Consider the following 25,686-nt stretch of genomic DNA (forward strand, 5'->3'; position numbering starts at 1 on the left):
TTTTTGCCGCCGCGCCAAGGCGTGAATTGTCTACAAGGCGGCGCGCCGCGCGCTCAACTTCATCGCGATCGCGGCCGTTAAAGCCTAGTGAACACCTCCAAGGACCGCGTCCATGTCGTCTCGCTCACTGCTCACCCGCCTCTCGGATCTGCCGCTGCGCCGCAAGTTCCTGTGGCAGACCGTGTTGCTGGGTGCCGGCATCGTCCTGCTGGCGGTGATCGCTGCGCGGATGCAGTACCTGGACATCCGCAATACCCGCGAGCAGGCGCTGAAGGGCCAGATCGAACTGGCGCTGGGCGTGGTACGCGCCTACGCCGCGGAAGTGGACAAGGGCAGCATGCCGCTGGAGGAAGCGCAACGCACCGCCCTGCGCACGCTGGAGTCGATGCGTGCCCGCGACGGAGTGGATTACTTCTACGTGCACGACATGCACCCGACCATGCTGATGCACCCCACCCGCAAGGACCTGGTCGGCAAGGACATCGGCCAGGTGCTCAGCGCCGACGGCAAGCCGGTGTTCCGCGAGTTCGTGAAGGTGGCCGAGGCCGGCGGCGGCTACGTCGACTACCTGTGGCCCAAGCCCGGCAACGACAAGCCAGTGGAGAAGGTCTCCTATAACGCGCCGTTCGCGCCCTGGCACTGGGTGATCGGCACCGGCGTCTACATGGACGACGTGCAGGGGCAGGCCTTGATCTTCACCGGCGTCATGACCCTGGCCGGCGGCATCCTGGTGCTGCTCACCTTCGGCATCAACTGGCTGATCGGCAGCTCGGTGCTGCGCCCGGTGGCGCGCAGTCTGGAAGCGATCCGCGCGGTGTCGCGTGGCGACCTCAGCGTGCGCATCGACAATCCCGGCCGCGACGAGACCGGCCAGATGCTGGGCGCCACCGGCGAGATGATCCGGATGCTGGAGCGCTTCTCCAACGAGACCGCACAGATGGCGGTGCTGCACGCCGACAAGGACATGTCCCACCGCATGCCGGAGGATTTTCCCGGCGTGTACGGCGACCTGGCCGCGAGCATCAACCGCATGATGTTCGAGCACCTGGACGCCATCGTCGATGCCATCGCCGTGCTCAACGAGTACGCCAACGGCGACCTGCGCCGCGACGCCCGCCGCCTGCCCGGCAGCCGCGCGGTGCTGCACGAGTCGATGGACGCGGCCAAGGCCAGCCTGCTGGCGATCAATACCGAGATCAAGCGCCTGGCCGCGTCGGCCGCGGCCGGCGACTTCAGCACGCGCGGTGATGCCATGCACTTCCAGCACGACTTCCGGCTGATGGTGCAGGACCTCAACGCGATGATGGAGGTCAGCGACCGTAACCTGGGCAAGCTGTCCACGCTGCTGCAGGCCATCGCCGCCGGCGACCTGAGCGCGCGCATGCACGGCGAATTCCACGGGGTGTTCGCACGGATGCGCGAGGATGCCAACACCACCGCCGACCAGCTTGCCGACATCGTCGGCCGCATCCAGGCAGCGGCGCGCAGCATCCACGGCGCCACCACCGAACTGGCCACCGGCAACGAGGACCTGTCGCGCCGCACCGAACAGCAGGCCGCCAATCTCGAAGAGACCGCGGCGTCGATGGAGGAGCTGACCTCCACGGTCAAGCAGAACGCCGAGCACGCGCGCCAGGCCAACCAACTGGCGGTCGGTGCGGCCTCGGTGGCCTCGCAGGGCGGCGACGTGGTCGGCCGGGTGGTCGAGACCATGAGCGGCATCGAGGCCTCGTCGAAGAAGATCGCCGACATCATCAGCGTCATCGACGGCATCGCCTTCCAGACCAACATCCTGGCGCTCAACGCCGCGGTGGAAGCGGCACGCGCGGGCGAACAGGGCCGTGGCTTCGCCGTGGTGGCCAGCGAAGTGCGGACGCTGGCGCAGCGCTCGGCCAACGCCGCCAAGGAAATCAAGACGCTGATCGACGACTCGGTCGGTCGCGTCAGCGAGGGCTCGGCCCTGGTCGACCAGGCCGGCCGCACCATGAGCGAGATCGTGACCTCGGTCCAGCGCGTGACCGACATCATCGGCGAGATCGCCGCGGCCTCGCGGGAGCAGTCGATGGGCATCGAGCAGGTCAGCAGCACCGTGGCGCAGATGGACCAGGCGATCCAGCAGAACGTCGCCGTGGTCGAGGAAGCCGGCGCCTCGGCACGGGCGCTGGAAGAGCAAGGCCGCCGGCTCGGCGAGGCGGCGGCGGTGTTCCGGCTGGACGCGGCGCCGGCCGGTGCGGACGGCGGCGTAGGTACCGCGCCACCGGCAACGGCACGCACCGCGGCGCGGCAGGCGCCGTTGCGGCTGGTCCGCACGGCCGGCCCGACCGTCGGGGCCGATTGAGCGCCAATACCGCTGCGATAGGAACAATCACGCGACGCGCGAGGATTCGCCCCCTGGCGCGGTTCAAGCAATCGCCGCACGAGTCGATAACAGGATCACGCTCCGTGATCCGCGCACGACACCGCCGGGTCACGACCGCGACCGTTCAGGGAGCACGTGATGCCTAGCCTTCGCCGTCCACCATCGTCCAGCCTCCCGTGGCGATGCCGCGTTGTCGCACGCACGCGCAGGCCCGGCACCGGCCGGCGTTTGCCCGCCAGCGCCGCCCACCCGCTCTCCGCTGCGCGGCCCCACCGGAAACCTTGGAGCCGCCTGCGCACCGTCCGGGATGGCCTCCGCCGCGCCTGCCCCCTGTCGCCGCCCTCGCCTCGCCACGTCCTCGCCGGCTGACCCACCGGTTGCCCGTCCTTTTCAATCCGCTGCTGCACATGGAATGCCCATGAACGTCCTCGCGCACCTGAAAATCCGCGACAAGCTGATCGTCGCCTTCGCCGTGACCACGCTGCTGACCTTGGTGCTGGGGGCCCTCACCTACTCGCGCACCAATCTCTCGATCGCCGAGTTCAGGCGCATCCAGCACGACTGGGTACCGGCGACCCAGGCCATGGCCGAGGTACGCGCCCAGCTCGGCGAATTCCGCACCTACGAACTGGCGCAATTGGCGCGCGCGGACGACCCCAAGGCCCAGGCCGACTACTTCAAGCGCATGCAGAAGGTGCGCACCGAGGTGGCGAAGAACCAGCAGGTCATCGCGACGATGATGCGCGATGCCAAGCAGGTGCAGATGTACGCCGGCGTGCAGGAAACCCTGAAGGCCTACCTGCAGGCCAACACCGAGATGGGCGCCGCACTGCGCGCCGGCGACGTGGCCGGCGCGCAAACGATCTCCGACACCCGGTCGCGGGCGCTGCGCCGGACCCTGTTCGAACGCATCGTGGCGCTGACCGAGTACAACGTCGCCGAACTGAATCGGGAAATGGACCGTGCCGACAGCCAGTTGTCCAACACCAAGACGCTGATCCTGACGCTGCTGGGGCTGGCCGTGCTGTTCGCCGGCGTCACCGCCTGGCTGATCGCACGCGGCATGGCGCGCCAGCTGCACGCGGCCAAGCGCCTGTCGCAGGCGGTGGCGCGCGGTGAACTGGAGGGCGCCACCTACCCGCACGGCAAGGACGAGATCGGCGAGCTGATGGACGACATGCTGATCATGCGCTCGCGCATCCACACGGTGATCCGCGCGCAGGAAGAGATGGCACGCCAGCACGCGTACGGCACCATCAGCTACCGCATGGACGAGAACGCGTTCCCGGGCGAATACGGGCAGATGGTCAAGGGCACCAACGACCTGGTGGCCTCGCACATCGCGGTGAAGATGCGCCTGCTGGACATCATCAAGCGCTATGCGATCGGCGACCTGTCCGAGGACATGGACCGCCTGCCCGGCGAAAAGGCCGTGCTCACCGAGACCATGGACATGGCCAAGCAGAACCTGACCGCGATGAGCGAGCAGATCAAGCAGCTGGCGGAGGCGGCGGCGGCCGGTGCGTTCGGCACGCGCGGCGACCCCGAGCGGTTCCAGTACGGCTTCCGCACGATGGTGCAGGATCTCAACGCGATGATGGACGTCAGCGACCGCAACCTGGGCGAGCTGTCGACGCTGCTGCAGGCGATCGCCGCCGGCGACCTCACCGCGCGCATGCATGGCGAGTACCACGGCGTGTTCGGACGCATGCGCGACGACGCCAACGCCACCGCCGCGCAGTTGGCGGCCATCGTCGGCCGCATCCAGGCCGCCGCCGCCAACATCAATGTCGCCTCCACCGAGATCGCCAGCGGCAACGGCGACCTGTCGCGCCGTACCGAGCAGCAGGCTGCCAGCCTGGAGCGCACCGCCGCCTCGATGGAGGAACTGACCTCCACCGTGAAGCAGAACGCCGAGTACGCGCGCCAGGCCAACCAGCTCGCCGCCGGCGCGGCCGCAGTCGCCTCGCAGGGCGGCGACGTGGTCGGCCAGGTCGTCACCACCATGAACGGGATCGAGGCCTCGTCGAAGAAGATCGCCGACATCATCGGCGTCATCGACGGCATCGCCTTCCAGACCAACATCCTGGCGCTCAACGCGGCGGTGGAAGCCGCCCGTGCCGGCGAACAGGGCCGCGGCTTCGCCGTGGTCGCCACCGAGGTGCGGACGCTGGCGCAGCGTTCGGCCAACGCCGCCAAGGAGATCAAGGGCCTGATCGACGAGTCGGTCGGCCGCGTCGCCGAAGGCTCGGCCCTGGTCGACCAGGCCGGCCGCACCATGCAGGAGATCGTGACCTCGGTGCAGCGCGTCACCGACATCATGAGCGAGATAGCCGCCGCCTCGCAGGAGCAGTCGGCCGGCATCGAGCAGGTCAACCAGACCGTGGTGCAGATGGACGAGAGCACCCAGCAGAACGCCGCGCTGGTCGAGGAAGCCACCGCCGCGGCGCGCTCGATGGAGGACCAGGCCGGCCAGTTGGGCGCGGCCATCGCCGCCTTCAAGCTGGACACCTACCACGGCGTCGCCGCCAATGCGCCGACCGCGCCGAGCACCCCCGCCCCCGTTCGTGCCGGAACCCGGGCGACGGCGCGGCCGCGGCCGGCCATCGCAGCGGTCGCGACCAGCGAGGCGCAGTGGCAGGAGTTCTGAGCAGGCAAGCCACCGCCGGCGGCCGTCCCTGACCGCCGGCTGTCAATTTCGGCCGCGCCCGGCCGATAACCCGATTGACCGACCATCGCTGCGCACCATGGCCATCCAGACTCCCGCTTCGCCCTCCTCCGGTTCCGACAATCGCGACTTCGACTTCAGCGACCGCGATTTCAAGCGGGTCTGCGACCTCATCTACCAGAAGGCCGGCATCGCCCTGGCCCCGGCCAAGCGCGACATGGTGTACGGCCGGCTGTCGCGGCGCCTGCGCGTGCTGGGCCTGCGCTCGTTCCGCGACTACCTGGACTGGCTGGAGCGCGACGGCGGCGACGAATGGGAGGCGTTCACCAACGCCCTGACCACCAACCTGACCTCGTTCTTCCGCGAGCCGCACCATTTCGAACGGCTGCGCGAGGAGCTGCAGAAGCATTCCGGCGCCGCGCCGCTGAAGATCTGGTCCTGCGCCTCGTCCACCGGCGAGGAGCCCTACTCGCTGGCGATCACCGCCTGCGAGGCGTTCGGCACGCTGACCCCGCCGGTGCGGATCCTGGCCACCGACGTCGATACCCAGGTGCTGGCCACCGCCTCGCGCGGCGTGTACGCGCTGGAGCGCGTCGCCAGCCTCGACCCCGCCCTCAAGCGCAAGTATTTCCAGCGCGGCAGCGGCGCCAACGAAGGCCAGTGCCGGGTGCTGCCGGCGCTGCGCGACCTGCTCGAGTTCCGCCAGCTCAACCTGCTGGAGCCGCGCTACGACGTGGCCGGTCCGTACCTGGCGCTGTTCTGCCGCAACGTGATGATCTACTTCGACAAGCCGACCCAGCGCGGCATCCTGTCGCGGCTGATTCCGCACCTGGACGAGGATGGCATGCTCTACACCGGCCATTCGGAAAACTATCTGCATGCGGCCGACCTGATCCAGCCCTGCGGCCGCACGCTGTACCGCCGGGCGCAAAAGGATCGCGCATGAGCCCCGCCGCCATGGCCGTAGACCAGGTGATGCGCTATCACGATACGCGCTTCCAGACGACGGCGGCCAAGCTGCTGCCGACCCAGTACCTGGTGGTGGACGACGACACCGCGCTGACCACGATCCTGGGGTCGTGCGTGGCCGCCTGCATCCGCGACCCGCTGCTGAAGATCGGCGGCATGAACCACTTCATGCTGCCCGACGGCCAGAGCGGCGACGGCGCGCCGGCGCGCTACGGCAGCTATGCGATGGAAGTGCTGATCAACGACCTGCTCAAGCGCGGCGCCGCCCGCAACCGCCTGGAAGCCAAGGTGTTCGGCGGCGGCAACGTGCTCAAGGGGTTCACCAACAACCCAGTCGGCACGCGCAATGCCGACTTCGTGCTGAACTATCTGAAGGCCGAGCAGATCCCGGTGGTGGCCGAGGACCTGCGCGGCATCCATCCGCGCAAGATCTGGTTCTTCCCCGGCACCGGCCGCGTGGTCGTGCAGCGCCTGCCGCATGCGCACGAGGAGGCCGAAATCGCCGCGGCCGAGTCGGCGGTGCGCGCCCGTCTCACCAAAGCCCCCGTCACCGGCGCCGTGGAGTTGTTCGAATGAGCCTGGAAGCCCCTTGCCGCGTGCTGATCGTCGACGACTCCGCGGTCGTGCGGCAGATCCTCACCGAGATCCTGTCCGGCGCCCCCGGCATCGAAGTGGTCGGCTCGGCCGCCGACCCGCTGCTGGCGCGCGAGAAGATCAAGCGCCTGAACCCGGACGTGATCACCCTGGACGTGGAAATGCCGCGCATGGACGGCCTGGCGTTCCTGGAAAACCTGATGCGGCTGCGGCCCACGCCGGTGGTGATGATCTCCTCGCTCACCGAGCGCGGCGCCGACACCACGCTCCAGGCGCTGTCGCTGGGCGCGGTCGACTTCGTCTCCAAGCCCAAGCTCGACGTGGCCCGCGGGCTGGAGGGCTACGCCGAAGAGATCGTCACCAAGGTCAAGAACGCGGCCAAGGCCAAGGTCCGCGCGCTGGACCGGCCGGCCGCGCCGAAACCGGCCGGCGCCACCGCCACGCCCGCCGCGGTGTCCTCGCTGAAGTTCCGCACCACCGACCGGCTGATCGCCATCGGCGCGTCCGCCGGCGGCACCGAGGCGCTGCGCGTGGTGCTGGAAGGCATGCCGGCCGACGCCCCGGCGGTGGTGATGACCCAGCACCTGCCGGCCGGCTTCAGCACCGCCTTCGCCGACCGCCTCAACCGGCACTCGGCGATGGCCGTGCGCGAGGCCACCGAGGGCGAAGCGATCCTGCCCGGCCACGCCTACCTGCCGCCGGGCGGCAAGCACCTGCAGGTGATCCGCGACGGCGCGCGCTGGCGCTGCAAGATCGACGACGGCCCGCCGGTCAACCGGCACAAGCCGGCGGTGGACGTGCTGTTCCAGTCGGTGGCGCGCAATGCCGGCGCCAATGCGATCGGCGCGATCCTGACCGGCATGGGCGACGACGGCGCCCGCGGCCTGCTGGAAATGCTGCAGGCCGGGGCCAGCACCCTGGTCCAGGACGAGGCCACCAGCGTGGTCTGGGGCATGCCCGGCACCGCCTTCCGCATGGGCGCGGCGCAGGAAGTGTTGCCGCTGGACAAGATCGCCGAGCGGCTGATCGCGCTGTCCGTGCAGGCCCGCTGAGACCATGCCGGGCCGCCGCCTCGTCACGTCGAGCGCGCCCAACGACGCCAGCGTGGAAGCGGCGCGGGTCGCATCGGCCCGATCCGAACTGGATCTGCTGCTGTGCCTGCAATACGCGCCCGAAGGCGTGCTGATCGTCGATCCGCAGGGGCGCGTGGTCGCCTTCAACCACACCGCCGAAGCGCTGTGGAACCGTCCCCGCGCGCAGGTGCTGGGGCGTCCGCTGGGCGAGCTGGCCGATGCCGAGGTGCGCGACGACTTCCTCGCGCATTGCCTGCACGACAGCGGCAGCGGCAGCTACGAACTGCTGACGCACGACTATGAGGGCGCGGCGCGCTGGCTGGCGGTGAGCGCAGCGCGGGCCCCGCAGAACTACAGCCAGCTGCAGGTGCTGTTCGTCCGCGACATCAGCGCCCAGCGCGCCCGCGATGCCAGGATGCGGCTGCTGTCGCTGGCGCTGGATTCCAGCGACGCCGCCATCGTCGTCTGCGATCCGGAGTTGAACATCCTCTACGTCAACGCCGGCTTCAGCCAGGTGTTCGGCTATGCCGAGAGCGAAGTGTTGGGGCACCTGCCGAGCAACGTGCTGGCCGGCCCCGGTACCGACATGCAGACCGTGCAGCACACCCGCGAGCGCGTGCGCGCCGGTTTCGGCCACCAGACCGACATCCTGGCCTACCGCAAGGACGGCACCCCGCTGTGGGCCACCCTGGTCGCCACCCCCATCGCTGGCGAGGACGGCAGCCAGCAGCACTACATCCTCTCGTTCACCGACATCACCCAGAGCAAGATGCATGAGGTGCTGCACAAGAACGTGCTGGAGGCGCTGGTCCGCGAACAGCCGCTGGTCGAGGTCGCCACGCTGATCTGCAAGGAGGTCGAGCGTATCGCGCCAGAACTGATGGCCGCGGTCGTCAGCGTCGACGGCAGCGGCTGCCTGCAGCCTCTGGCGGCACCGAGCATGCCGGTGCGGTTCGGCGAGACCATGACCAGCATGCGCGCGGGACCGCGTGCCGGCGCGCTCGCCACCTCGATCTGGCGCAGCAAGCAGGTGCTGGTGCTCGACCCGCGTACCGACCCGCTGTTCGCCGACTACCTGGGGCTGGTGGACCACGTGCAGTTGGGCACCTGCGTGGCCACGCCGATCAAGTCCAGCAGCGGCCGCGTTCTCGGCAGCTTCGCGCTGTGCTACCGGCAGGTGCGCGAGCCGCTGGCCTGGCACCTGCGCCTGATCGAACTGTGCGTGCACCTGTGCGCGCTGGCGCTGGAACGCGAGCAGACCAGGGCGCGCGTCCACCAACTCGCCTTCTACGATTCGCTCACCGGCCTGCCCAACCGGGTGATGTTCAGCGCCCGTGCCGAGCAGGCGCTGGCCGCCGCCGAGCACCAGGGCATGCCGGTGGCGATCCTGTTCGTGGACATCGACCGCTTCAAGCGCGTCAACGAAACCCAGGGGCATGCCGCCGGCGACGGCCTGCTGCGCGACATCGCCCGGCGCATCTGCGACACCCTGGGCGTGACCGACCTGGTCGGCCGCCAGGCCGGCGACGAATTCGTGCTGATGCTGCCGCACTGCAGCGCCGAGCACGCCGCCGGCGTCGCCGAGCGCCTGCTGCTGGCGCTGGCCGAACCGGTGGTGGTGGGCCAGATGACCCTGCACCCCAGCGCCAGCATCGGCGTGGCGATGTTCCCCGAGGACGGCACCGACATCGAGACCCTGCTGCGCCATGCCGACCTGGCCATGTTCCGGGCCAAGCACGAGGGCGGTCACAGCGTGCGCTACTTCAGTTCCGACATGAACCGCATGGCGCAGGAACGCGTGGCGATGGAGACCGCGCTGCGCGAGGCCCTGCATCGCGACAAGCTGCAACTGCACTACCAGCCGCAGCTGGACAGCCAGGCGCCGCATGCCCTGTACGGCGTGGAAGCGCTGCTGCGCTGGGAGCATCCCAACCTCGGTGCGATCTCGCCGGCGCGGTTCGTGCCGATGGCCGAGGAATGCGGCCTGATCGACGAACTCGGCCACTGGGTGCTGCGCGAGGCCTGCCGGCAGATGGCCGACTGGCGCCTGCGCGGCGTCCCGGTACCGCGCGTGGCGGTGAACCTGTCGGCCAACAATTTCGCCGATCCGCAGCTGCCGGCGCGGGTGGAGGGTCTGCTCGCCGCGTCCGGCCTGCAACCGGCCGACCTGGCCCTGGAGATGACCGAGAGCGTCATGCTCTCCAACACCAACGCGGTGCTGGCCAACCTGCGCCAGCTGCAGGCCAGCGGCGTGCTGCTGTCGCTGGACGACTTCGGCACCGGCTACTCCAGCCTCAGCCATCTGCACCAGTTGCCGGTCAACGAACTGAAGCTGGACATGAGCTTCGTCAGCGACTTGGAGCACTGCCAGACCTCGCGGACCCTGACCACCTCGGTGCTGCGCATCGGCGAGACCCTGGGCTTGCATACCGTTGCCGAGGGCGTGGAAACCGAAGCGCAGCGCGCGTTCCTGGCGCGGCTGGGCTGCCGCGTGCTGCAGGGCTTCCTGTTCGCGCCGGCGCTGCCGGCCGCGGCGCTGGAACACTGGCTGCACGGGCGTGCGCCCGCGCCGCTGGCGTGAGCGTAGCCTCAGCGCGGCCAATCTGTCGCGCATCGCAACGCTGTCAACACTCACAAAAAAGCCCGGCACTGCCGGGCTTCTTCGTTGCGACGGTGCCGCATGCGCGGCACACCTCGCGTCAGCGCATCGCCGGGGCGATCAGGCCGCGACCGTGGCGGCCACGTCCTGGTAGTCCTGGATCTGATCGAAGTTCATGTAGCGATAGATCTGCTCGCCGCTGGTCTTGATCACGCCCACGTCGGCCATGTACTCCTCCTTGGTCGGGATCCGGCCAAGGCGTGAGCAGATCGCCGCCAGTTCCGCCGAGCCCAGGTACACGTTGGTGTTGCGGCCCAGGCGGTTGGGGAAGTTGCGGGTGGAGGTCGAGAACACCGTGGCGCCCTCGCGCGCCTGCGCCTGGTTGCCCATGCACAGCGAGCAGCCCGGCATTTCCATGCGCGCACCGGCGGCGCCGAAGGTGCCGTAGTGGCCTTCCTTGGTCAGCTCCGAGGCGTCCATCTTGGTCGGCGGCGCGACCCACAGGCGGGTCGGGATGTCGCGCTTGCCTTCCAGCAGCTTGGCCGCGGCACGGAAATGGCCGATGTTGGTCATGCACGAGCCGATGAACACTTCGTCGATCGCCGCGCCGGCCACGTCGGACAGGGTCTTCACGTCGTCCGGGTCGTTCGGGCAGGCCACGATCGGCTCGTGGATGTCGGCCAGGTCGATCTCGATCACCGCCGCGTACTCGGCGTCGGCATCGGGCTCGAGCAGCTGCGGATCGGCCAGCCACTCCTCCATCTTCTTGATCCGCCGCGCCAGCGAACGCGCGTCGGCATAGCCTTCGGCGATCATCCACTTCAGCAGGGTGATGTTGCTGGTCAGGTACTCGACGATCGGCTCCTTGTTCAGGCGCACCGTGCAGCCGGCGGCCGACCGCTCGGCGGAGGCGTCGGACAGTTCGAACGCCTGCTCCACCTTCAGTTCCGGCAGGCCTTCGATCTCCAGGATGCGGCCGGAGAAGATGTTCTTCTTGCCCTGCTTGGCCACGGTCAGCAGGCCCTGCTTGATCGCGTACAGCGGGATCGCGTTGACCAGATCGCGCAGGGTCACGCCCGGCTGCATCTGCCCCTTGAAGCGCACCAGCACGCTCTCGGGCATGTCCAGCGGCATGACGCCGGTGGCGGCGGCGAAGGCCACCAGGCCGGAACCGGCCGGGAACGAGATGCCGATCGGGAAGCGGGTGTGCGAGTCGCCGCCGGTGCCGACGGTGTCGGGCAGCAGCATGCGGTTGAGCCAGCTGTGGATCACGCCGTCGCCCGGACGCAGCGACACGCCGCCGCGGGTGGAGATGAACTCCGGCAGGGTGTGGTGGGTCTTGACGTCCACCGGCTTCGGGTACGCCGCGGTGTGGCAGAACGACTGCATCACCAGGTCGGCGGAGAAGCCCAGGCAGGCCAGGTCCTTCAGCTCGTCGCGGGTCATCGGGCCGGTGGTGTCCTGCGAGCCCACCGAGGTCATCTTCGGCTCGCAGTAGGTGCCCGGGCGCATGCCCTGGCCTTCCGGCAGCCCGCAGGCGCGGCCGACCATCTTCTGCGCCAGCGAGAAGCCCTTGCCGGTATCGGGCGGGTCCATCGGCAGGCGGAACAGGGTCGAGGCCGGCAGGCCCAGGAACTCGCGCGCCTTGGCGGTGAGGCCGCGGCCGACGATCAGCGGGATGCGGCCGCCGGCGCGCACTTCGTCGAACAGCACGTCGGACTTCATCGCGAACTCGGCGATCACCTGCCCGTTCTTCAGCGCCTTGCCTTCGTACGGACGCAGCTCGACCACATCGCCGTGTTCCATCTGCGACACGTCCAGCTCGATCGGCAAGGCGCCGGCGTCTTCCATGGTGTTGTAGAAGATCGGCGCGATCTTCGAACCCAGGCACACGCCGCCGAAGCGCTTGTTGGGGATGTAGGGGATGTCCTCGCCGGTCCACCACAGCACCGAGTTGGTCGCCGACTTGCGCGAGGAACCGGTGCCGACCACGTCGCCGACGTAGGCGACCAGGTGGCCCTTGGCCTTGAGGTCGGCGATGGCCTGGATCGGGCCGCGCTTGCCGTCCTCTTCCGGCTCGAACGGCGCACCGTCGCGCTTGTTCTTCAGCATCGCCAGCGCGTGCAGCGGGATGTCCGGGCGGGTGGTGGCGTCCGGCGCCGGCGACAGGTCGTCGGTGTTGGTCTCGCCCGGCACCTTGAACACGGTGATGGTCAGGCTCTGCGGCACTTCCGGCTTGCTGGTGAACCACTCGGCCTCGGCCCAGCTCTGCAGCACCGCCTTGGCGTGCGCGTTGCCGGCCTCGGCCTTTTCCTGCACGTCGTGGAAGGCGTCGAAGATCAGCAAGGTGTGCTTGAGACCCTCGGCGGCGACCGCGCCCAGTTCCGGGTTGTCCAGCAGCTCGACCAGCGGATGGATGTTGTAGCCGCCGAGCATGGTGCCCAGCAGTTCGGTGGCGCGGGTGGGCGAGATCAGCGGAGTCTTCTCGCTGCCGAAGGCGACCGCGGCCAGGTACGAGGCCTTGACCTTGGCGGCGTCGTCGACGCCGGCCGGTACGCGGTGGCTCAGCAGTTCGACCAGGAACTGCTCTTCGCCGGCCGGCGGATTCTTCAGCAGTTCGATGACCTGCGCGGTCTGCTGCGCGCTCAGCGGCAGCGGCGGGATTCCGAGCGCGGCGCGCTCTGCAACGTGGTGGCGGTAGGCTTCCAACATGCGGGTTCTCCGGAAAAAAACGGTGGGGATGAGCGGTTGCGCGGCGTCAGCCGGCGGGCTTGGGCACGATGATCTTCAGGCCCTTGAAGTAATCGCGGAAAAAACCGTCGTCGCGGGTGATCAGGCCATCGCATTGCAGCAGCGCATGCGCCCCGATCAGGAAATCGGCCACCACCCGCTCGCGCTTGCCGCCGCGGGCGCGGAAGCGGCGCTGCATCTCGCCGGCGCGCAAGGCCGACTTGGCCTCCAGCGCGCTGAAGCGGATGCTCATGTCCTCCAGCACCGACAAGGCCTCGGCGCCGTCGCGCAGCGCGCTGCAGACTTCGGCCAGGACGATGTCGCAGACCACCACCGGGCCGGTGCTCAGGCACTGGCGCAGGCAGGCTTCGGCGGCGTCGGCCTGGGGGCCGTCGGCCAGCAGATCCACCAGCACGGACGAGTCGATGGCGATCATGCGCCGGCGTCGGGTTCGGGCTCGAACGGATCGCCCGGGGCGCGGCCGCGGATCGCGCGCATCGCCTCGTCGGTGCTGGCGAAGCCGTCGAGCTTGAAGCGGCCGCGGGCGCGCGAGATGGCATCGTCCACGCTCTTGCGCAGGATGATCCGACCGCCGTCCAGCTCCACTTTCAGGATGGTGCCCTTGCTCAGGCCGAGCGCATCGCGCACGGCCTTGGGAAGGGTGATCTGACCGCGTTCGGCGACAGTGGCTTCCATCGGTGTAGCCCCGGTTCGGTATGCACGAATTATACATACCCAAGCGGTCATACCGCCAGCGACGGACGTGGCACGGCACAGCGCCCGGTCAGCTGGCGGGCGCCGTACCGCCGGTGCGGAACGACCTCGCGCCGGCCGCCCTGCCCTCGCTCAGCCACTCAGAACGCCACCTGCAGGCGGGTATTGAAGGTGGTGCCCTGATCCCGGCCCTGCACCGTGCCGCTGCGGTTGTCGCTCTGCCAGCGGATCACGTCGAGCATCAGCCGGCTGACGTCGTTGAGGTACCAGTTGGTCCCCAGCGTCCAGGCGCTGCCGCGGCCGCCGCTCGGCAGTTCGGCGTAGTCCACGTCCTCGTAGCGCAGCTTCAGCTCCCAGGCGCCGGCGCCGCCGGCGGTGACCGGGTCGACGACCTTGACCCGGCCCCAGGTGCCGGTCTTGGCGGCATACGCAGGCAGCGCGCCGGACAGGAACCAGCCGGCCGATACCGCCCAGGCCTGGTGGTCGAGATCGTAGCCGCCGGCCGCGCCGCGCCCGCGCAGGTTGCGCGTGCCCCATTCGGCGCTGGCCCAGGCCGGGCCGAAGACGCCGGCCAGTTCCGCACCGTAGGCGTCGCTGCGCTGCGCGCCCAGCAGCGTTCCCGGCGCGATCTTGACCTGGTCGTTGAAGTGCCCGGCGATCGCCGAACTGCGCAGCACGCCGCTGGCGCCGGCGGCAATCTCCTCGTGGAAGGCCCAGGCACCCACGTGCACGGTCGCGGCCTTGCCGACCAGCGGATTCCAGTGCGCGCGCGCCGCCCAGGTCAGGCTGTCGTTGTCGTCGCCGGCATTGTTGAGGTCGTTGCCCGCCACCGACAGGCTGGCGTGCCAGTCGCGCCCGTAGATGCGTTCGGTCAGGCCGACGCCGAACAGGCCGCGTTGCGGCAGGATCAGCGTGCCGACCACGTTGCGGTCCTGGAACGGGGTGTTGGAGGTGCTGCTGGCGCCGTCGATGCCGCGATCGTTCAGGCGATTGCCCACGCTCAGCTCGGCCGGCAGGCCGAACAGGCGATGGTCGACGCTGGCGTACACCGATTTCCAGGCCACCGCGTTGTCGGCGAAGTCGCCCTCCACCACCCAGCCGAGCTGGCCGTAGCGGCCTTCGGCGCCGAGCCGCACCGAGCGGATCTCGGTGCCGGACAGGTTGCGCTGGCTGGCAGCGGAACCGTCGGTGCTGGAGGCATCGACGAACAGGCGGCCGCGCGGACGGAACGCCACGTTGCCGTCGGCGCTGGCGAATTCCGGCGCGCCCTTCGACCACGACACCTTCGGCGCCTTGGCCTGCGCCGATTCGAGCGCGGCGATGCGGCCTTCCAGTGCCGGCGCAGATGGAGCCGGAGTCGACGCCGCCGGCGCGGCCGGGGCCTGCAGCGCGTCGAGCCGCGCCTGCAGTTGCTGGATCTGCTGCGCCTGTTGCCGCACCAATGCGGTCAGTTCGGCCTGGCTCAGTGCTGTGGGTGCAGTGGAAACGGTCTGCGCGGCAGCGTTGCCCAGCAGCAGGCCGAGCGCGAGCGTCAGCGCTGCGCGAGGCAGCACGGGATGGGGATGCATGGATGGGTCTCTCCGGCCAGCCAGCGCCTGGCCTGGCGCTGGCCCGTTGCGATGGTGCGGGGGGATGCGATGCGCGCGACAGGCGCGCCACCGGCGGGCCGGCGGCGCGCGGCCGCGGTCAGCTGGTGGCCTGGTTCTGCGCGTTGGGGCGCCAGGTGATCAGGCGGTTCTCGATCACGTCCAGCAGCGCATCGATGAGCAGCACGAAGGCGGCCAGGATGATGATGCCGGCGAACACGCCCACGGCATTGAAGTTGCCCTCGGCCTGCGCGATCAGGTAGCCCAGGCCGGCGGAGGCGCCCAGGTATTCGCCGATGATCGCGCCGACCACGGCAAAGCCCACCGAGGTCCGCAACGACGACAGGATCCAGCTCGCCGCCGCGGGGAAGTACACGTGGCGCAGCAGGTCGCGGCGATTGGCACCGAGGATGCGCGCATTGGCCAGCACCACCGGATTGACCTCGCGCACGCCCTGCATGGCGTTGAAGAACGTGGTGAAGAACACCAGGGTCACCGCCAACGCCACCTTGGACCACAGGCCCAGGCCCAGCCACAGCACGAAGATCGGCGCCAGCACCACGCGCGGGATCGCGTTGAAGCCCTTGATGAAGGGATCCAGGATCCGCGCCGAGCGCCGGCTCAGGCCCAGCCATACGCCGCCGGCCACGCCCAGTGCGGTGCCGATGACGTAGCCGAGCGCGGTCTCGGTCAGGGTGATGTAGACGTGCTGGTAGAACCCCGTATCGGACAGCCAGGTCCAGGCCTGCTGCACGATCGCCGTCGGCGCCGGGAAGAAGAACGGGTCGATCAGGCCCAGGGCGATGCCGCCCTCCCAGCCGCCGAACACGGCCACGACCAGCGCGAGCTGGATGAGTTTGTCAGTCTTGGCGTGCATAGCTCTTCTCCACTTCGCCGCGCAGGCAGGCCCAGATGTCGCGGTACAGGTCGGTGAAACGCGTGTCGAGCTTGATCTCGGCGACGTTGCGAGGGCGCGGCAGGTCCACGTCGAAACTGCGCACCACGCGGCTGGCGGGGCCGGAGGACAACACCACCACGCGGTCGCCCAGCGCGATCGCCTCCTCCAGGTCGTGGGTGATCAGGATCACCGAGCGGCGTTGCTCCTGCCACAGCCGCAGCAGTTCGTTCTGCATCAGGTGGCGGGTGTGGATGTCCAGCGCCGAGAACGGCTCGTCCATCAGGATCACCTTCGGCTCCACGATCAGCGCCTGCGCCATCTGCACGCGCTTGCGCTGGCCGCCGGAGAGTTGGTGCGGATAGCGATGCTCGAACCCGGCCAGGCCGACCTTGGCCAGCCAGGCATTGGCGCGCTGCTTGCGCTCGGCGTCGGCCACGCCGCGGAAGCGCAGGCCCAGCTCCACGTTCTGGAAGGCGGTCTTCCACGGCAGCAGCGCGTCCTGCTGGAACAGATAGCCGACCGCCTCCTGCACACCGGCGACCGGGCGGCCGTCGATGACGACCTGGCCGGCGGACGGCGACAGCAGGCCGGCCACCGCGTTGAGGATGGTGCTCTTGCCGCAGCCGGTGGGGCCGACGATGGCGAGGAATTCGCCATCGGCGACCTGGATGTCCACGTCGCGCACGGCGGTGAAATCGCCGAAGGACATGGTGACGTTGTTGATCGCGACCATCGTCTGCGCCGGGTCGAGGTGCGGCGCGCCGTTGAGGCGCTGCACGGTAGCGTTGCGTGCCATGGTTCCTCCGCTCACGGTTGGGCCGCCTTCGCCGCACCGCTGGCGCGATCCACGAAGGCGTTGGTGTAGGTCCTGGTCAGATCGATGTCCGCGCGCGCCACGTCCTTGTTGAATTCGCGCAGCACGGTCAAGGGCGTTTCCAGGTCGGCGGCGACGAAGCGTCCGTCGCGGGTGAAGATCGCACGGGCGTTCTCCACCGCACGCGCATAGGTGGCGCGGTCGCCGGAGACATAGGCATCGGGCAAGGCCGCGACGATCTCCTCGGCGGAGTGGTCGGCGATGAAGCGCAGCGCCATCTGCTCGGCGCGCACGATCTTCTCGGCATCCTGCGGCCGCTTTTCCAGGAAGCTGCGGTTGGCGTACAGCACCGAGGTCGGGTACAGCCCGCCATACACCTGGCGTGCGCCGGCATCGCTGCGCGCGTCGATCAGGATCCTGCCGATCTTGCGCTCGCTGATCAGGGTCGCCGCCGGGTCGTAGTTGACCAGCAGGTCGATCTTGCCCTGCTCCAGCGCCGCCACCGCGGCCGCACCGGAGCCCACGCCGATCAACGACACCGCGCTCTCGGCGATGCCGTTGCGCGAGAGGTAATGGCGCACGAAGAAGTCGGACGAGGAACCCGGCGCGGTGATGCCGACCTTCAGGCCCCGGATGGTCTGCGGTTTGGCCGGATCGAAGGCGGTGTCGTTGCGCCCGGCCAGCACCAGCCCGGAATTGCGCGAGAGCAGCACGAAGGCGACCACGTCCTTGCGCTTGGACTGCATCTGGATGGTGTGGTCGTAGAAACCCACCGCCACGTCGGTGGAGTTGGCCACCAAGGCCTGCAGCACCTTGGAGCCGCCCTGGGCGAAGTTCTCGGTCTTGACCTTGACCCCGACCTGGTCGAAGTAGCCGTTGGCGTCGGCGATGAAGAACGGCAGGTTGTTGAGATTGTAGGACCCGACGCTGATGCGCACGGGCGTGGCGTCGGCGCTCGCCGCATCGCCGCCGCCCTTGCCGCAGGCGGTGAGAAGCAGCAGGCCGGCCGCGGCGAGCGCCGCGGTGAAGAACGTTCTGGACAACATCGATCCCTCCCAGGATTGAAGCGTGTGCGTTGTCGGTCGCGGACGCCGTGCGTGCATGCAGGCGCCCGGCCGGTTCGGGTCATGTCATGCCGCGGAGATCCATTGGCGGGCCTCGGTGGACACGGGCGAAGTCGCGAAGACCCGCCCTTCGAACAGCCGGCGGGCGGTGCGCACCACGCTGGCGACGATCGGCGCATCGGCCGCGGTGCGGCTCAATCCCACCTCCAGGGCGCCGCTCGGATGTTCCAGGACGACGTGGCGCGGCAGCGCCGCATCGCCGACGAAGGCATTGGCCAGGGTACCCGGCGTGGCCGCCGCGGTGGCGATGCCGACCGCGCCGGTGATGGCCAGCGCGGTGTGGCATTGCTGCGGCATGAAATAGCGCACCTGCAGGTCGCCACCGTGCTGCGGCGCCGACAGCAGCACCGGCTTGGGAATCACCTTGTTGCCGGCGTCGGCGATGCCCATGCGCGCGCCCGCCTCGATGCGCAGCGCCTCCAGCCGCGCCAGCAGCGCGGAATCGGCATTCAGCTCGGCAGGCGAGGCATCGCCGCGCACGCCGAGATCGGCGGCGCGCAGCAACATCATCGGCATGGCGCAATCCACCAGACTCGTCGCGACGCCGTCGATGGTGTCCTGCGCCTGCCCGCTGGGCAACAGCTTGCCGGTGCGCGCGCCGGCCGCATCCAGAAACGACAGCCAGATCGGCGCGGCCGCGCCGGGCGCCCCGGCGATGCGCGTCTCGCCACGGTACACCACCCGGCCATGCGGGGTTTCCACCGTGGCCACGATCAGCTTGCCGGTGTTGACGTTGTGGATGCGCACCTGGGTGCGTGGATGCTGCGCCTGCACCAGGCCGCGCTCGATCGCGTACGGCGCCACCGCCGCCAGCATGTTGCCGCAGTTGGGCGAGGTGTCCACCACCTGCTGCTCGACCCGCACCTGCGCGAACAGATAGTCCACGTCCGCGTCGGCGCGGCTGGAGCGGTCGACGATGGCGACCTTGCTGGTCAGCGCGTTGCCGCCGCCGATGCCGTCGATCTGCAGCGGATGGCCGGCGCCCATCACCTCCAGCAGCAGGCGGTCGCGCCGGGCCGGATCGGCCGGCAGGTCCGGCGCGAAGAAGAACGGCCCCTTGGAGGTGCCGCCGCGCATGAGCACGCAGGGAATGCCGAGCAGATCGTTGGACATGGTGTAGATTGATGCGCCATGAAGATGAATGCCTTCGTCTGATTCGATACTGGCATGACCCCAATTAATCTGTGAATTGCTAATTTTTCGATGATTAATTACATATGAGCATTAATTGCGAAATCCTCGACCTGCGCGCGTTCCTGCTGGTGGCCGAGACGCGCAGCTTCCACCGCGCGGCCGAGGCGCTGCACATGTCGCAACCGGCGCTGAGCCGGCGCATCCAGAAGCTGGAACAGGCGGTGGGGTCGCCATTGCTGGAGCGCACCACCCGCAGCGTCGCCACCACCGCCATCGGCGAGAACCTGCTGCCGCTGGTGCGACGCATGATCGAGGAGTTCGACGGCTCGCTGTTCTCGGTGCGCGGCCACGACGATGCGCGCGGCGCCACCGTCACCATCGCCTGCCTGCCGACCGCCGCGTTCTACTTCCTGCCCAGCGTCATGGCGCGCTTCCGCGAGGCGCATCCGCATGTGCGCTTCCGCATTCTCGACATCCCGGCCACCGAGGGCCTGCAGGCGGTGGAACGCGGCGAGGTCGAGTTCGGCATCAACTTCATGGGCGCCAACGATCCCAACCTGGATTTCGACGTGCTCGCCGAAGACCCGTTCGTGCTGGCCTGTCGCCGCGATCATCCGCTGGCGAAGAAACGCCGGATCGAATGGGCCGACCTGGCCCAGCACCAGTTGATCACCGTGCACCGCACCAGCGGCAACCGCACCCTGCTCGACGGCGCACTGGCGCGCGAGAACCTGAAGCTCAGCTGGCACTACGAAGTGACCCACCTGTCCACCTCGCTGGGCATGGTCGAGGCCGGCATCGGCGTGTCGGTGCTGCCGAAGATGGCCACGCCCGACGGCGAGCATCCGATCCTGGTGACGCGGCCGATCGGCAATCCGGTGGTCTCGCGCACCATCGGCATCGTGCGCCGGCGCAGCGCGCTGCTCTCGCCCAGCGCCGAACGTTTCCTGCAGATGCTGATGAGCCGCTGGCGCGGCAAGCCGTGACACGGGCGCTACATCTGAACGTGTAAGCTTCGGCCCGACGCCTTGGGCCGCCGCGCCTTCCGGCCGCGCCGCGACGCGACGCAATGCCGGCAACGCAACGGCCCGGCACTCGCAAGCAGGCTCGTCACAGCGGGCCACTGCAAGCCACCCGCAATCAGGAGTTCCCCCGCATGAACGACTCGTTCTCCACCCGCAGCCAACTGCACGTCGGCGGCAAGACCTACGGTTACTTCAGCCTGCCCAAGCTCGGCGAGCGCTTCGACATCTCGCGCCTGCCCTACTCGCTGAAGATCCTGCTGGAGAATCTGCTGCGCCACGAGGACGGCGGCGCGACCGTCGGCAAGGAGCACATCGAAGCGGTGGCGCAATGGCAGCCGACCGCCGAGCCGGACACCGAGATCGCGTTCATGCCGGCGCGCGTGGTGCTGCAGGATTTCACCGGCGTGCCGTGCGTGGTCGACCTGGCGGCGATGCGCGATGCAGTGGTCAAGCTCGGCGGACGTCCGGAGCAGATCAACCCGCTGATCCCGTCGGAACTGGTGATCGACCACTCGGTGCAGGTGGACGTGTTCGGCAAGCCCGACGCGCTGGATCTCAACGGCAAGATCGAGTTCCAGCGCAACAAGGAACGCTACGGCTTCCTGCGCTGGGGCCAGAAGGCCTTCGACAACTTCAAGGTGGTGCCGCCGAACACCGGCATCGTGCACCAGGTCAACCTGGAGCACCTGGCGCGGGTGGTGATGACCGGCGAACGCGACGGCGAGGCGCTGGCCTATCCGGACACCGTGTTCGGCACCGACAGCCACACCACCATGATCAACGGCATCGGCGTGCTCGGTTGGGGCGTGGGCGGCATCGAGGCGGAAGCGGCGATGCTCGGCCAGCCCTCCTCGATGCTGATCCCGCAGGTGGTGGGCTTCAAGCTCACCGGCAAGCTGCCCGAAGGCGCCACGGCCACCGACCTGGTGCTGACGGTGACGCAGATGCTGCGCAAGCACGGCGTGGTCGGCAAGTTCGTCGAATTCTTCGGCGACGGCCTGCAGCACCTGCCGCTGGCCGATCGCGCCACCATCGGCAACATGGCGCCGGAGTACGGCGCCACCTGCGGCATCTTCCCGATCGACGCCGAATCGCTGACCTACCTGCGCCTGTCCGGACGCAGCGAGGAGCAGATCGCGCTGGTCGAGGCCTACGCCAAGGCGCAGGGCCTGTGGCACGACGCCGACAGCGCGCACGCCAGCTACAGCGCGACGCTGGAACTGGACATGGGCGACGTCAAGCCGTCGCTGGCCGGCCCCAAGCGCCCACAGGACCGCGTGCTGCTGGAAGACATGCAGCGCAACTTCCGCGACAGCCTGGTGCCGTTCGCCGACGCGCGCAGCAAGCGCCACAGCGATGCGAAACAGGAAGACCGGCTCAAGAACGAAGGCGGCGGCGGCACCGCGGTCGGGGCCCAGGCGGCGCAGGCGCAGGAGGCCGAGGCCAGCGGCGCCGGCTGGCGCCTGCGCGACGGCGCGGTGGTGATCGCGGCGATCACCTCCTGCACCAACACCTCCAACCCGGCGGTGATGCTCGGCGCCGGCCTGCTCGCACGCAACGCCGTGGCCAAGGGCCTGAAGGCGCAGCCGTGGGTCAAGACCTCGCTCGGGCCGGGCTCGCTGGTGGTCACCGACTACCTGAAGAAGGCCGGGGTGATGGACGACCTGGAACAGCTCGGCTTCTACGTGGTCGGCTATGGCTGCACCACCTGCATCGGCAACTCCGGCCCGCTGCCGGAAGACGTGTCCGCGGCGATCGCCCAGGACGACTTGGTGGTGGCCTCGGTGCTGTCGGGCAACCGCAACTTCGAAGGCCGCGTGCATCCGGAAGTGAAGATGAACTACCTGGCCTCGCCGCCGCTGGTGGTCGCCTACGCCATCGCCGGCACCACCGACATCGACCTGACCCGCGACCCGCTGGGCACCGGCAGCGATGGTCAGCCGGTGTACCTGCGCGACATCTGGCCGAGCAACAAGGAGATCGGCGGCACCATCGCCGCCACGGTCGGCCCGGAGATGTTCAAGCAGAACTACGCCGACGTGTTCAAGGGCGACAGCCGCTGGAACACCATCGCCTCGCCCGACGGCGAGCTGTACGCCTGGGACGGCGCCTCCACCTACATCAAGAACCCGCCCTACTTCGACGGCATGACCATGCAGGTCGGCCGCATCGAGGACGTGCACGGCGCGCGCGTGCTGGGCCTGTTCGGCGATTCGATCACCACCGACCATATTTCCCCGGCCGGCAACATCAAGAAGGACTCGCCGGCGGGCCGCTTCCTGCAGGAGCGTGGCGTGCAACCGGCCGACTTCAACAGCTACGGCAGCCGCCGCGGCAACGACGACGTGATGGTTCGCGGCACCTTCGCCAACATCCGCATCAAGAACCTGATGTTCGGCGGCGAGGAAGGCGGCAACACCCTGTACCACCCGCCCGGCGGCGGCCAGCCGGAAAAGCTGGCGATCTACGACGCGGCGATGAAGTACAAGGCCGACGGCGTGCCGCTGGTGGTGATCGGCGGCAAGGAATACGGCACCGGCTCCTCGCGCGACTGGGCGGCCAAGGGCACCAACCTGCTCGGGGTCAAGGCGGTGATCGCCGAGAGCTTCGAGCGCATCCACCGCTCCAATCTCGTCGGCATGGGCGTACTGCCGCTGCAGTTCCTCGACGGCCAGAACGCGCAGAGCCTGGGCCTGGACGGCTCGGAAGTCTTCGAGATCACCGGCCTGCAGGACGGCGCCAGCAAGCGCGCCAAGGTCGTCGCCACGAAGGCCGACGGCAGTGCGCAGACCTTCGAGGTGGCGGTGATGCTGCTGACCCCGAAGGAAGTGGAGTACTTCCGCCACGGCGGCCTGCTGCAGTACGTGCTGCGTCAGTTGGCCGCGCGCTGACCGACCCTGCGCTTTCCGGCAGCGGAAATCCGGCCCCCGCGCCTGCGCGGGGGCGCTGCGCCGGCGCGCGAACCTATGGTTCGCAAGCGCGCCGGCTCGCCCGCCACGGCGGCCTGCTGCAGTACGTGCTCCGGCCGTTGACAGCACAGCCCAACTCGCTTTCCGGTTTCCGGCGGCGAAAGCGCGGCCAAGTGGCGACCATTGCATTGCGCAGCACAGCCGGCAGCGAAATAGTCATACCCAGTTACTCATCCGCAGCCACGACCTCTGTTGCTGTTGCTGTTGCTGTTGCTTGGCTTGACTTTGGCTCTTGCTCTTGATTTACCGGGTTCCCTTCCGAAGCGGCGGCCAGCCCGGGGAAAAACCCCGAAGGGGCGGCGCACAGGGATGTGCGCCGTCCGCGGCAGGGGCAGGATGCCCCTTCCGCGGATCCCCGGGATGGACGCGGACCCGGAGCGCGCAGCGCGGAGGGCGCGTAGGCAGGGTGTGCTTTCTTTTGGTTACTTTTCTTTGCACAAGCAAAGAAAAGTAACTCGCCCGAAAGGGCGAAAGCCTTTGCTTGGCATTGCCCGGCAAGCACACCAAGGCGCCAGCACTCGCCGCAGCATTTCAAGCGCTCAGCGTACAGCGCACAACACCAAGAAAATCAACGACTCCCCGCAACCACCACCCCGCCCCTGTTCGCCTTTTCCCTACGGAACGGTATGCTGCCGTTGCCGGTTCTGGCGGATACTGTCCGTTGTGAGCCAATCAACACGTTTCCTGGAGGGGGAATATGAGTCTGGATCGTCCGTGGTTGCAGAGTTATCCGGCCGGCGTTGGCGCCGACATCGATGTCGAGGAATACCGCTCCGTCGCCGCCGTCTTCGAAAGCTCCGTGGCCAAGTTCGGTGACCGCCCCGCCTATAGCAACTTCGGCAAGACCCTGACCTACCGCGAGGCCGGCGAACTGGCCCGGCAATTCGCCGGCTACCTGCTGGGCGAACTGCAGCTCAAGAAGGGCGACCGCGTCGCCCTGATGATGCCCAACTGCCTGCAATACCCCATCGCCACCTTCGGCGTGCTGCTGGCCGGCATGACCGTGGTCAACGTCAACCCGCTGTACACCCCGCGCGAACTGCGCCACCAGCTCATCGACTCCGGTGCCAGCGCACTGGTGGTGATCGACAACTTCGGCACCACCGTGCAGGACGTGCTTGCCGACACCCCGGTCAAGCAGGTCATTACCACCGGCCTGGGCGACATGCTGGGCTTCCCCAAAGGCCCGCTAGTCAACTTCGTCCTGAAGTACGTCAAGAAGCTGGTCCCGGACTACGACATCCCCAACGCGATCCGCTTCCGCGACGCGCTGACCCTCGGCCGCCTGCACACGCTGCCGCCGATCGACATCGCGCCGGACGACATCGCCTTCCTGCAGTACACCGGCGGCACCACCGGCGTGGCCAAGGGCGCCATGCTGACCCACCGCAACCTGGTCGCCAACATGCTGCAGGCCGGTGCGTGGATCTCGGCGACCGGCAAGCTGGAGGAAGGCAAGGAAGTCATCATCACCGCGTTGCCGCTGTACCACATCTTCGCGCTGACCGCGAACGGGCTGGTCTTCATGAAGCTCGGCGGACTCAACCACCTGATCAGCAATCCGCGCGACATGCCCGGCTTCGTCAAGGAACTGCAGAAGACCCGCTTCACCGCCTTCACCGGCGTCAACACCTTGTTCAACGGCCTGCTCAACACCCCCGGCTTCGACAAGGTGGATTTCTCCTCGCTGAAGTTCACCCTGGGCGGCGGCATGGCGGTGCAACGCGCGGTGGCCGAACGTTGGAAGCAGGTCACCGGGGTCACCCTGGTCGAGGCCTACGGCCTCACCGAGACCTCGCCGGCGGCCTGCATCAACCCGCTGACCCTGACCGAATACAACGGCGCGATCGGCCTGCCGATCCCCTCCACCGACGCCTGCGTCAAGGACGACCAGGGAAACGTCCTCGCCCATGGCGAGGTCGGCGAGCTGTGCATCCGCGGGCCGCAGGTGATGAAGGGCTACTGGCGCCGGCCGGAGGAAACCGCCAGCGCCATCGACGCCGACGGCTGGCTGCACACCGGCGACATGGCGCGGATGGATCCGCAGGGCTTCTTCTATATCGTCGACCGCAAGAAGGACATGATCCTGGTGTCCGGTTTCAACGTGTATCCGAACGAGGTCGAGGACGTCATCGCGATGATGCCGGGCGTGCTGGAAGTGGCCGCGGTCGGCGTGCCGGACGAGAAATCCGGCGAGGCGGTCAAGGTGGTGATCGTGAAGAAGGATCCCAACCTGACTGCCGACGAGGTCAAGGCCCACGCCCGCGCCAACCTCACCGGCTACAAGCATCCGCGCATCGTCGAGTTCCGCAAGGAGCTGCCCAAGACCAACGTCGGCAAGATCCTGCGGCGCGAGCTGCGCGACGCGCCGCCGCCTCAGTAAACGGCTCCGACGGGCGCCCACGCGGCGCCCGTGCGGGCGTTGGCGGG

General features: G+C 68.7%; 17 protein-coding genes. 9 read left to right on the forward strand and 8 right to left on the reverse strand.

Annotated features, from left to right (window positions below; translation table 11 throughout):
* Positions 1 to 112 precede the first annotated feature (112 nt).
* The 6 genes from AC1PK7_RS11505 (at position 113) to AC1PK7_RS11530 (ending at position 10,244) form a co-directional block, all read left to right on the forward strand.
* Complete coding sequence (locus AC1PK7_RS11505; RefSeq protein ID WP_481098221.1) at positions 113 to 2,338, forward strand: methyl-accepting chemotaxis protein; 2,226 nt, start codon at positions 113 to 115, stop codon at positions 2,336 to 2,338.
* A gap of 439 nt (positions 2,339 to 2,777) precedes the next feature.
* Positions 2,778 to 5,009 carry a methyl-accepting chemotaxis protein gene (locus AC1PK7_RS11510; RefSeq protein ID WP_481098222.1) on the forward strand — a complete coding sequence of 744 codons (2,232 nt, stop codon included), beginning with the start codon at positions 2,778 to 2,780 and terminating at the stop codon, positions 5,007 to 5,009.
* A gap of 97 nt (positions 5,010 to 5,106) precedes the next feature.
* Positions 5,107 to 5,973 carry a CheR family methyltransferase gene (locus tag AC1PK7_RS11515; protein WP_010343315.1) on the forward strand — a complete coding sequence of 289 codons (867 nt, stop codon included), beginning with the start codon at positions 5,107 to 5,109 and terminating at the stop codon, positions 5,971 to 5,973.
* Positions 5,970 to 6,572 (forward strand): chemoreceptor glutamine deamidase CheD, encoded by a 603-nt coding sequence (gene cheD, locus AC1PK7_RS11520; protein WP_010343316.1) that lies wholly within the window; start codon positions 5,970 to 5,972, stop codon positions 6,570 to 6,572. The genes AC1PK7_RS11515 and cheD overlap by 4 nt, the downstream gene beginning before the upstream one ends.
* Positions 6,569 to 7,642, forward strand: a complete 1,074-nt coding sequence (locus AC1PK7_RS11525) for a protein-glutamate methylesterase/protein-glutamine glutaminase (RefSeq protein ID WP_041500147.1) — start codon at positions 6,569 to 6,571, stop codon at positions 7,640 to 7,642. The genes cheD and AC1PK7_RS11525 overlap by 4 nt, the downstream gene beginning before the upstream one ends.
* A gap of 4 nt (positions 7,643 to 7,646) precedes the next feature.
* Positions 7,647 to 10,244, forward strand: coding sequence for a sensor domain-containing protein (locus AC1PK7_RS11530; protein ID WP_481098223.1), 2,598 nt, complete (start codon positions 7,647 to 7,649; stop codon positions 10,242 to 10,244).
* Positions 10,245 to 10,382: 138 nt separating this feature from the next.
* Here the strand turns inward: AC1PK7_RS11530 and acnB are convergent, their stop codons facing one another.
* The 8 genes from acnB to AC1PK7_RS11570 all read right to left on the reverse strand — a co-directional run bounded on the left by acnB (position 10,383) and on the right by AC1PK7_RS11570 (position 19,241).
* Complete coding sequence (gene acnB, locus AC1PK7_RS11535; RefSeq protein ID WP_481098224.1) at positions 10,383 to 12,974, reverse strand: bifunctional aconitate hydratase 2/2-methylisocitrate dehydratase; 2,592 nt, start codon at positions 12,972 to 12,974, stop codon at positions 10,383 to 10,385.
* A gap of 46 nt (positions 12,975 to 13,020) precedes the next feature.
* Positions 13,021 to 13,428 carry a type II toxin-antitoxin system VapC family toxin gene (locus AC1PK7_RS11540; protein ID WP_010343321.1) on the reverse strand — a complete coding sequence of 136 codons (408 nt, stop codon included), beginning with the start codon at positions 13,426 to 13,428 and terminating at the stop codon, positions 13,021 to 13,023.
* Positions 13,425 to 13,688, reverse strand: a complete 264-nt coding sequence (locus AC1PK7_RS11545) for an AbrB/MazE/SpoVT family DNA-binding domain-containing protein (protein ID WP_010343322.1) — start codon at positions 13,686 to 13,688, stop codon at positions 13,425 to 13,427. Before AC1PK7_RS11545 ends, AC1PK7_RS11540 begins: the two co-directional genes overlap by 4 nt.
* Positions 13,689 to 13,846: 158 nt before the next feature.
* Positions 13,847 to 15,274, reverse strand: a complete 1,428-nt coding sequence (locus AC1PK7_RS11550) for an OprO/OprP family phosphate-selective porin (protein ID WP_481098225.1) — start codon at positions 15,272 to 15,274, stop codon at positions 13,847 to 13,849.
* 118 nt (positions 15,275 to 15,392) lie between these two features.
* The gene (locus AC1PK7_RS11555) at positions 15,393 to 16,169 is read right to left on the reverse strand and encodes an ABC transporter permease (protein WP_160946665.1); all 777 of its coding nucleotides are present in this window, start codon (positions 16,167 to 16,169) and stop codon (positions 15,393 to 15,395) included.
* Complete coding sequence (locus AC1PK7_RS11560; protein WP_481098226.1) at positions 16,153 to 16,986, reverse strand: ABC transporter ATP-binding protein; 834 nt, start codon at positions 16,984 to 16,986, stop codon at positions 16,153 to 16,155. The genes AC1PK7_RS11555 and AC1PK7_RS11560 overlap by 17 nt, the downstream gene beginning before the upstream one ends.
* An 11-nt stretch (positions 16,987 to 16,997) precedes the next feature.
* A complete protein-coding gene (locus AC1PK7_RS11565) occupies positions 16,998 to 18,050 on the reverse strand; it encodes an ABC transporter substrate-binding protein (RefSeq protein ID WP_481098227.1) in 1,053 nt (350 codons plus the stop codon).
* An 84-nt stretch (positions 18,051 to 18,134) separates the two neighbouring features.
* Positions 18,135 to 19,241 carry a 4-oxalomesaconate tautomerase gene (locus AC1PK7_RS11570; protein ID WP_481098228.1) on the reverse strand — a complete coding sequence of 369 codons (1,107 nt, stop codon included), beginning with the start codon at positions 19,239 to 19,241 and terminating at the stop codon, positions 18,135 to 18,137.
* A 104-nt stretch (positions 19,242 to 19,345) separates the two neighbouring features.
* On the opposite strand from AC1PK7_RS11570, the gene AC1PK7_RS11575 reads away from it, so the two are divergent.
* The 3 genes from AC1PK7_RS11575 (at position 19,346) to rpfB (ending at position 25,639) form a co-directional block, all read left to right on the forward strand.
* Positions 19,346 to 20,248 carry a LysR family transcriptional regulator gene (locus AC1PK7_RS11575; protein WP_010343328.1) on the forward strand — a complete coding sequence of 301 codons (903 nt, stop codon included), beginning with the start codon at positions 19,346 to 19,348 and terminating at the stop codon, positions 20,246 to 20,248.
* A gap of 170 nt (positions 20,249 to 20,418) precedes the next feature.
* On the forward strand, positions 20,419 to 23,178 hold the full coding sequence (acnA, locus tag AC1PK7_RS11580) for an aconitate hydratase AcnA (protein WP_481098229.1): 2,760 nt from the start codon (positions 20,419 to 20,421) through the stop codon (positions 23,176 to 23,178).
* Between the two features lie 775 nt (positions 23,179 to 23,953).
* Positions 23,954 to 25,639: a fatty acyl-CoA ligase RpfB gene (rpfB, locus tag AC1PK7_RS11585; RefSeq protein ID WP_019799933.1), complete on the forward strand. Its 1,686-nt coding sequence runs from the start codon at positions 23,954 to 23,956 to the stop codon at positions 25,637 to 25,639.
* Positions 25,640 to 25,686: the final 47 nt, after the last annotated feature.

Source organism: Xanthomonas sp. NCPPB 3174 (genome assembly GCF_056725205.1).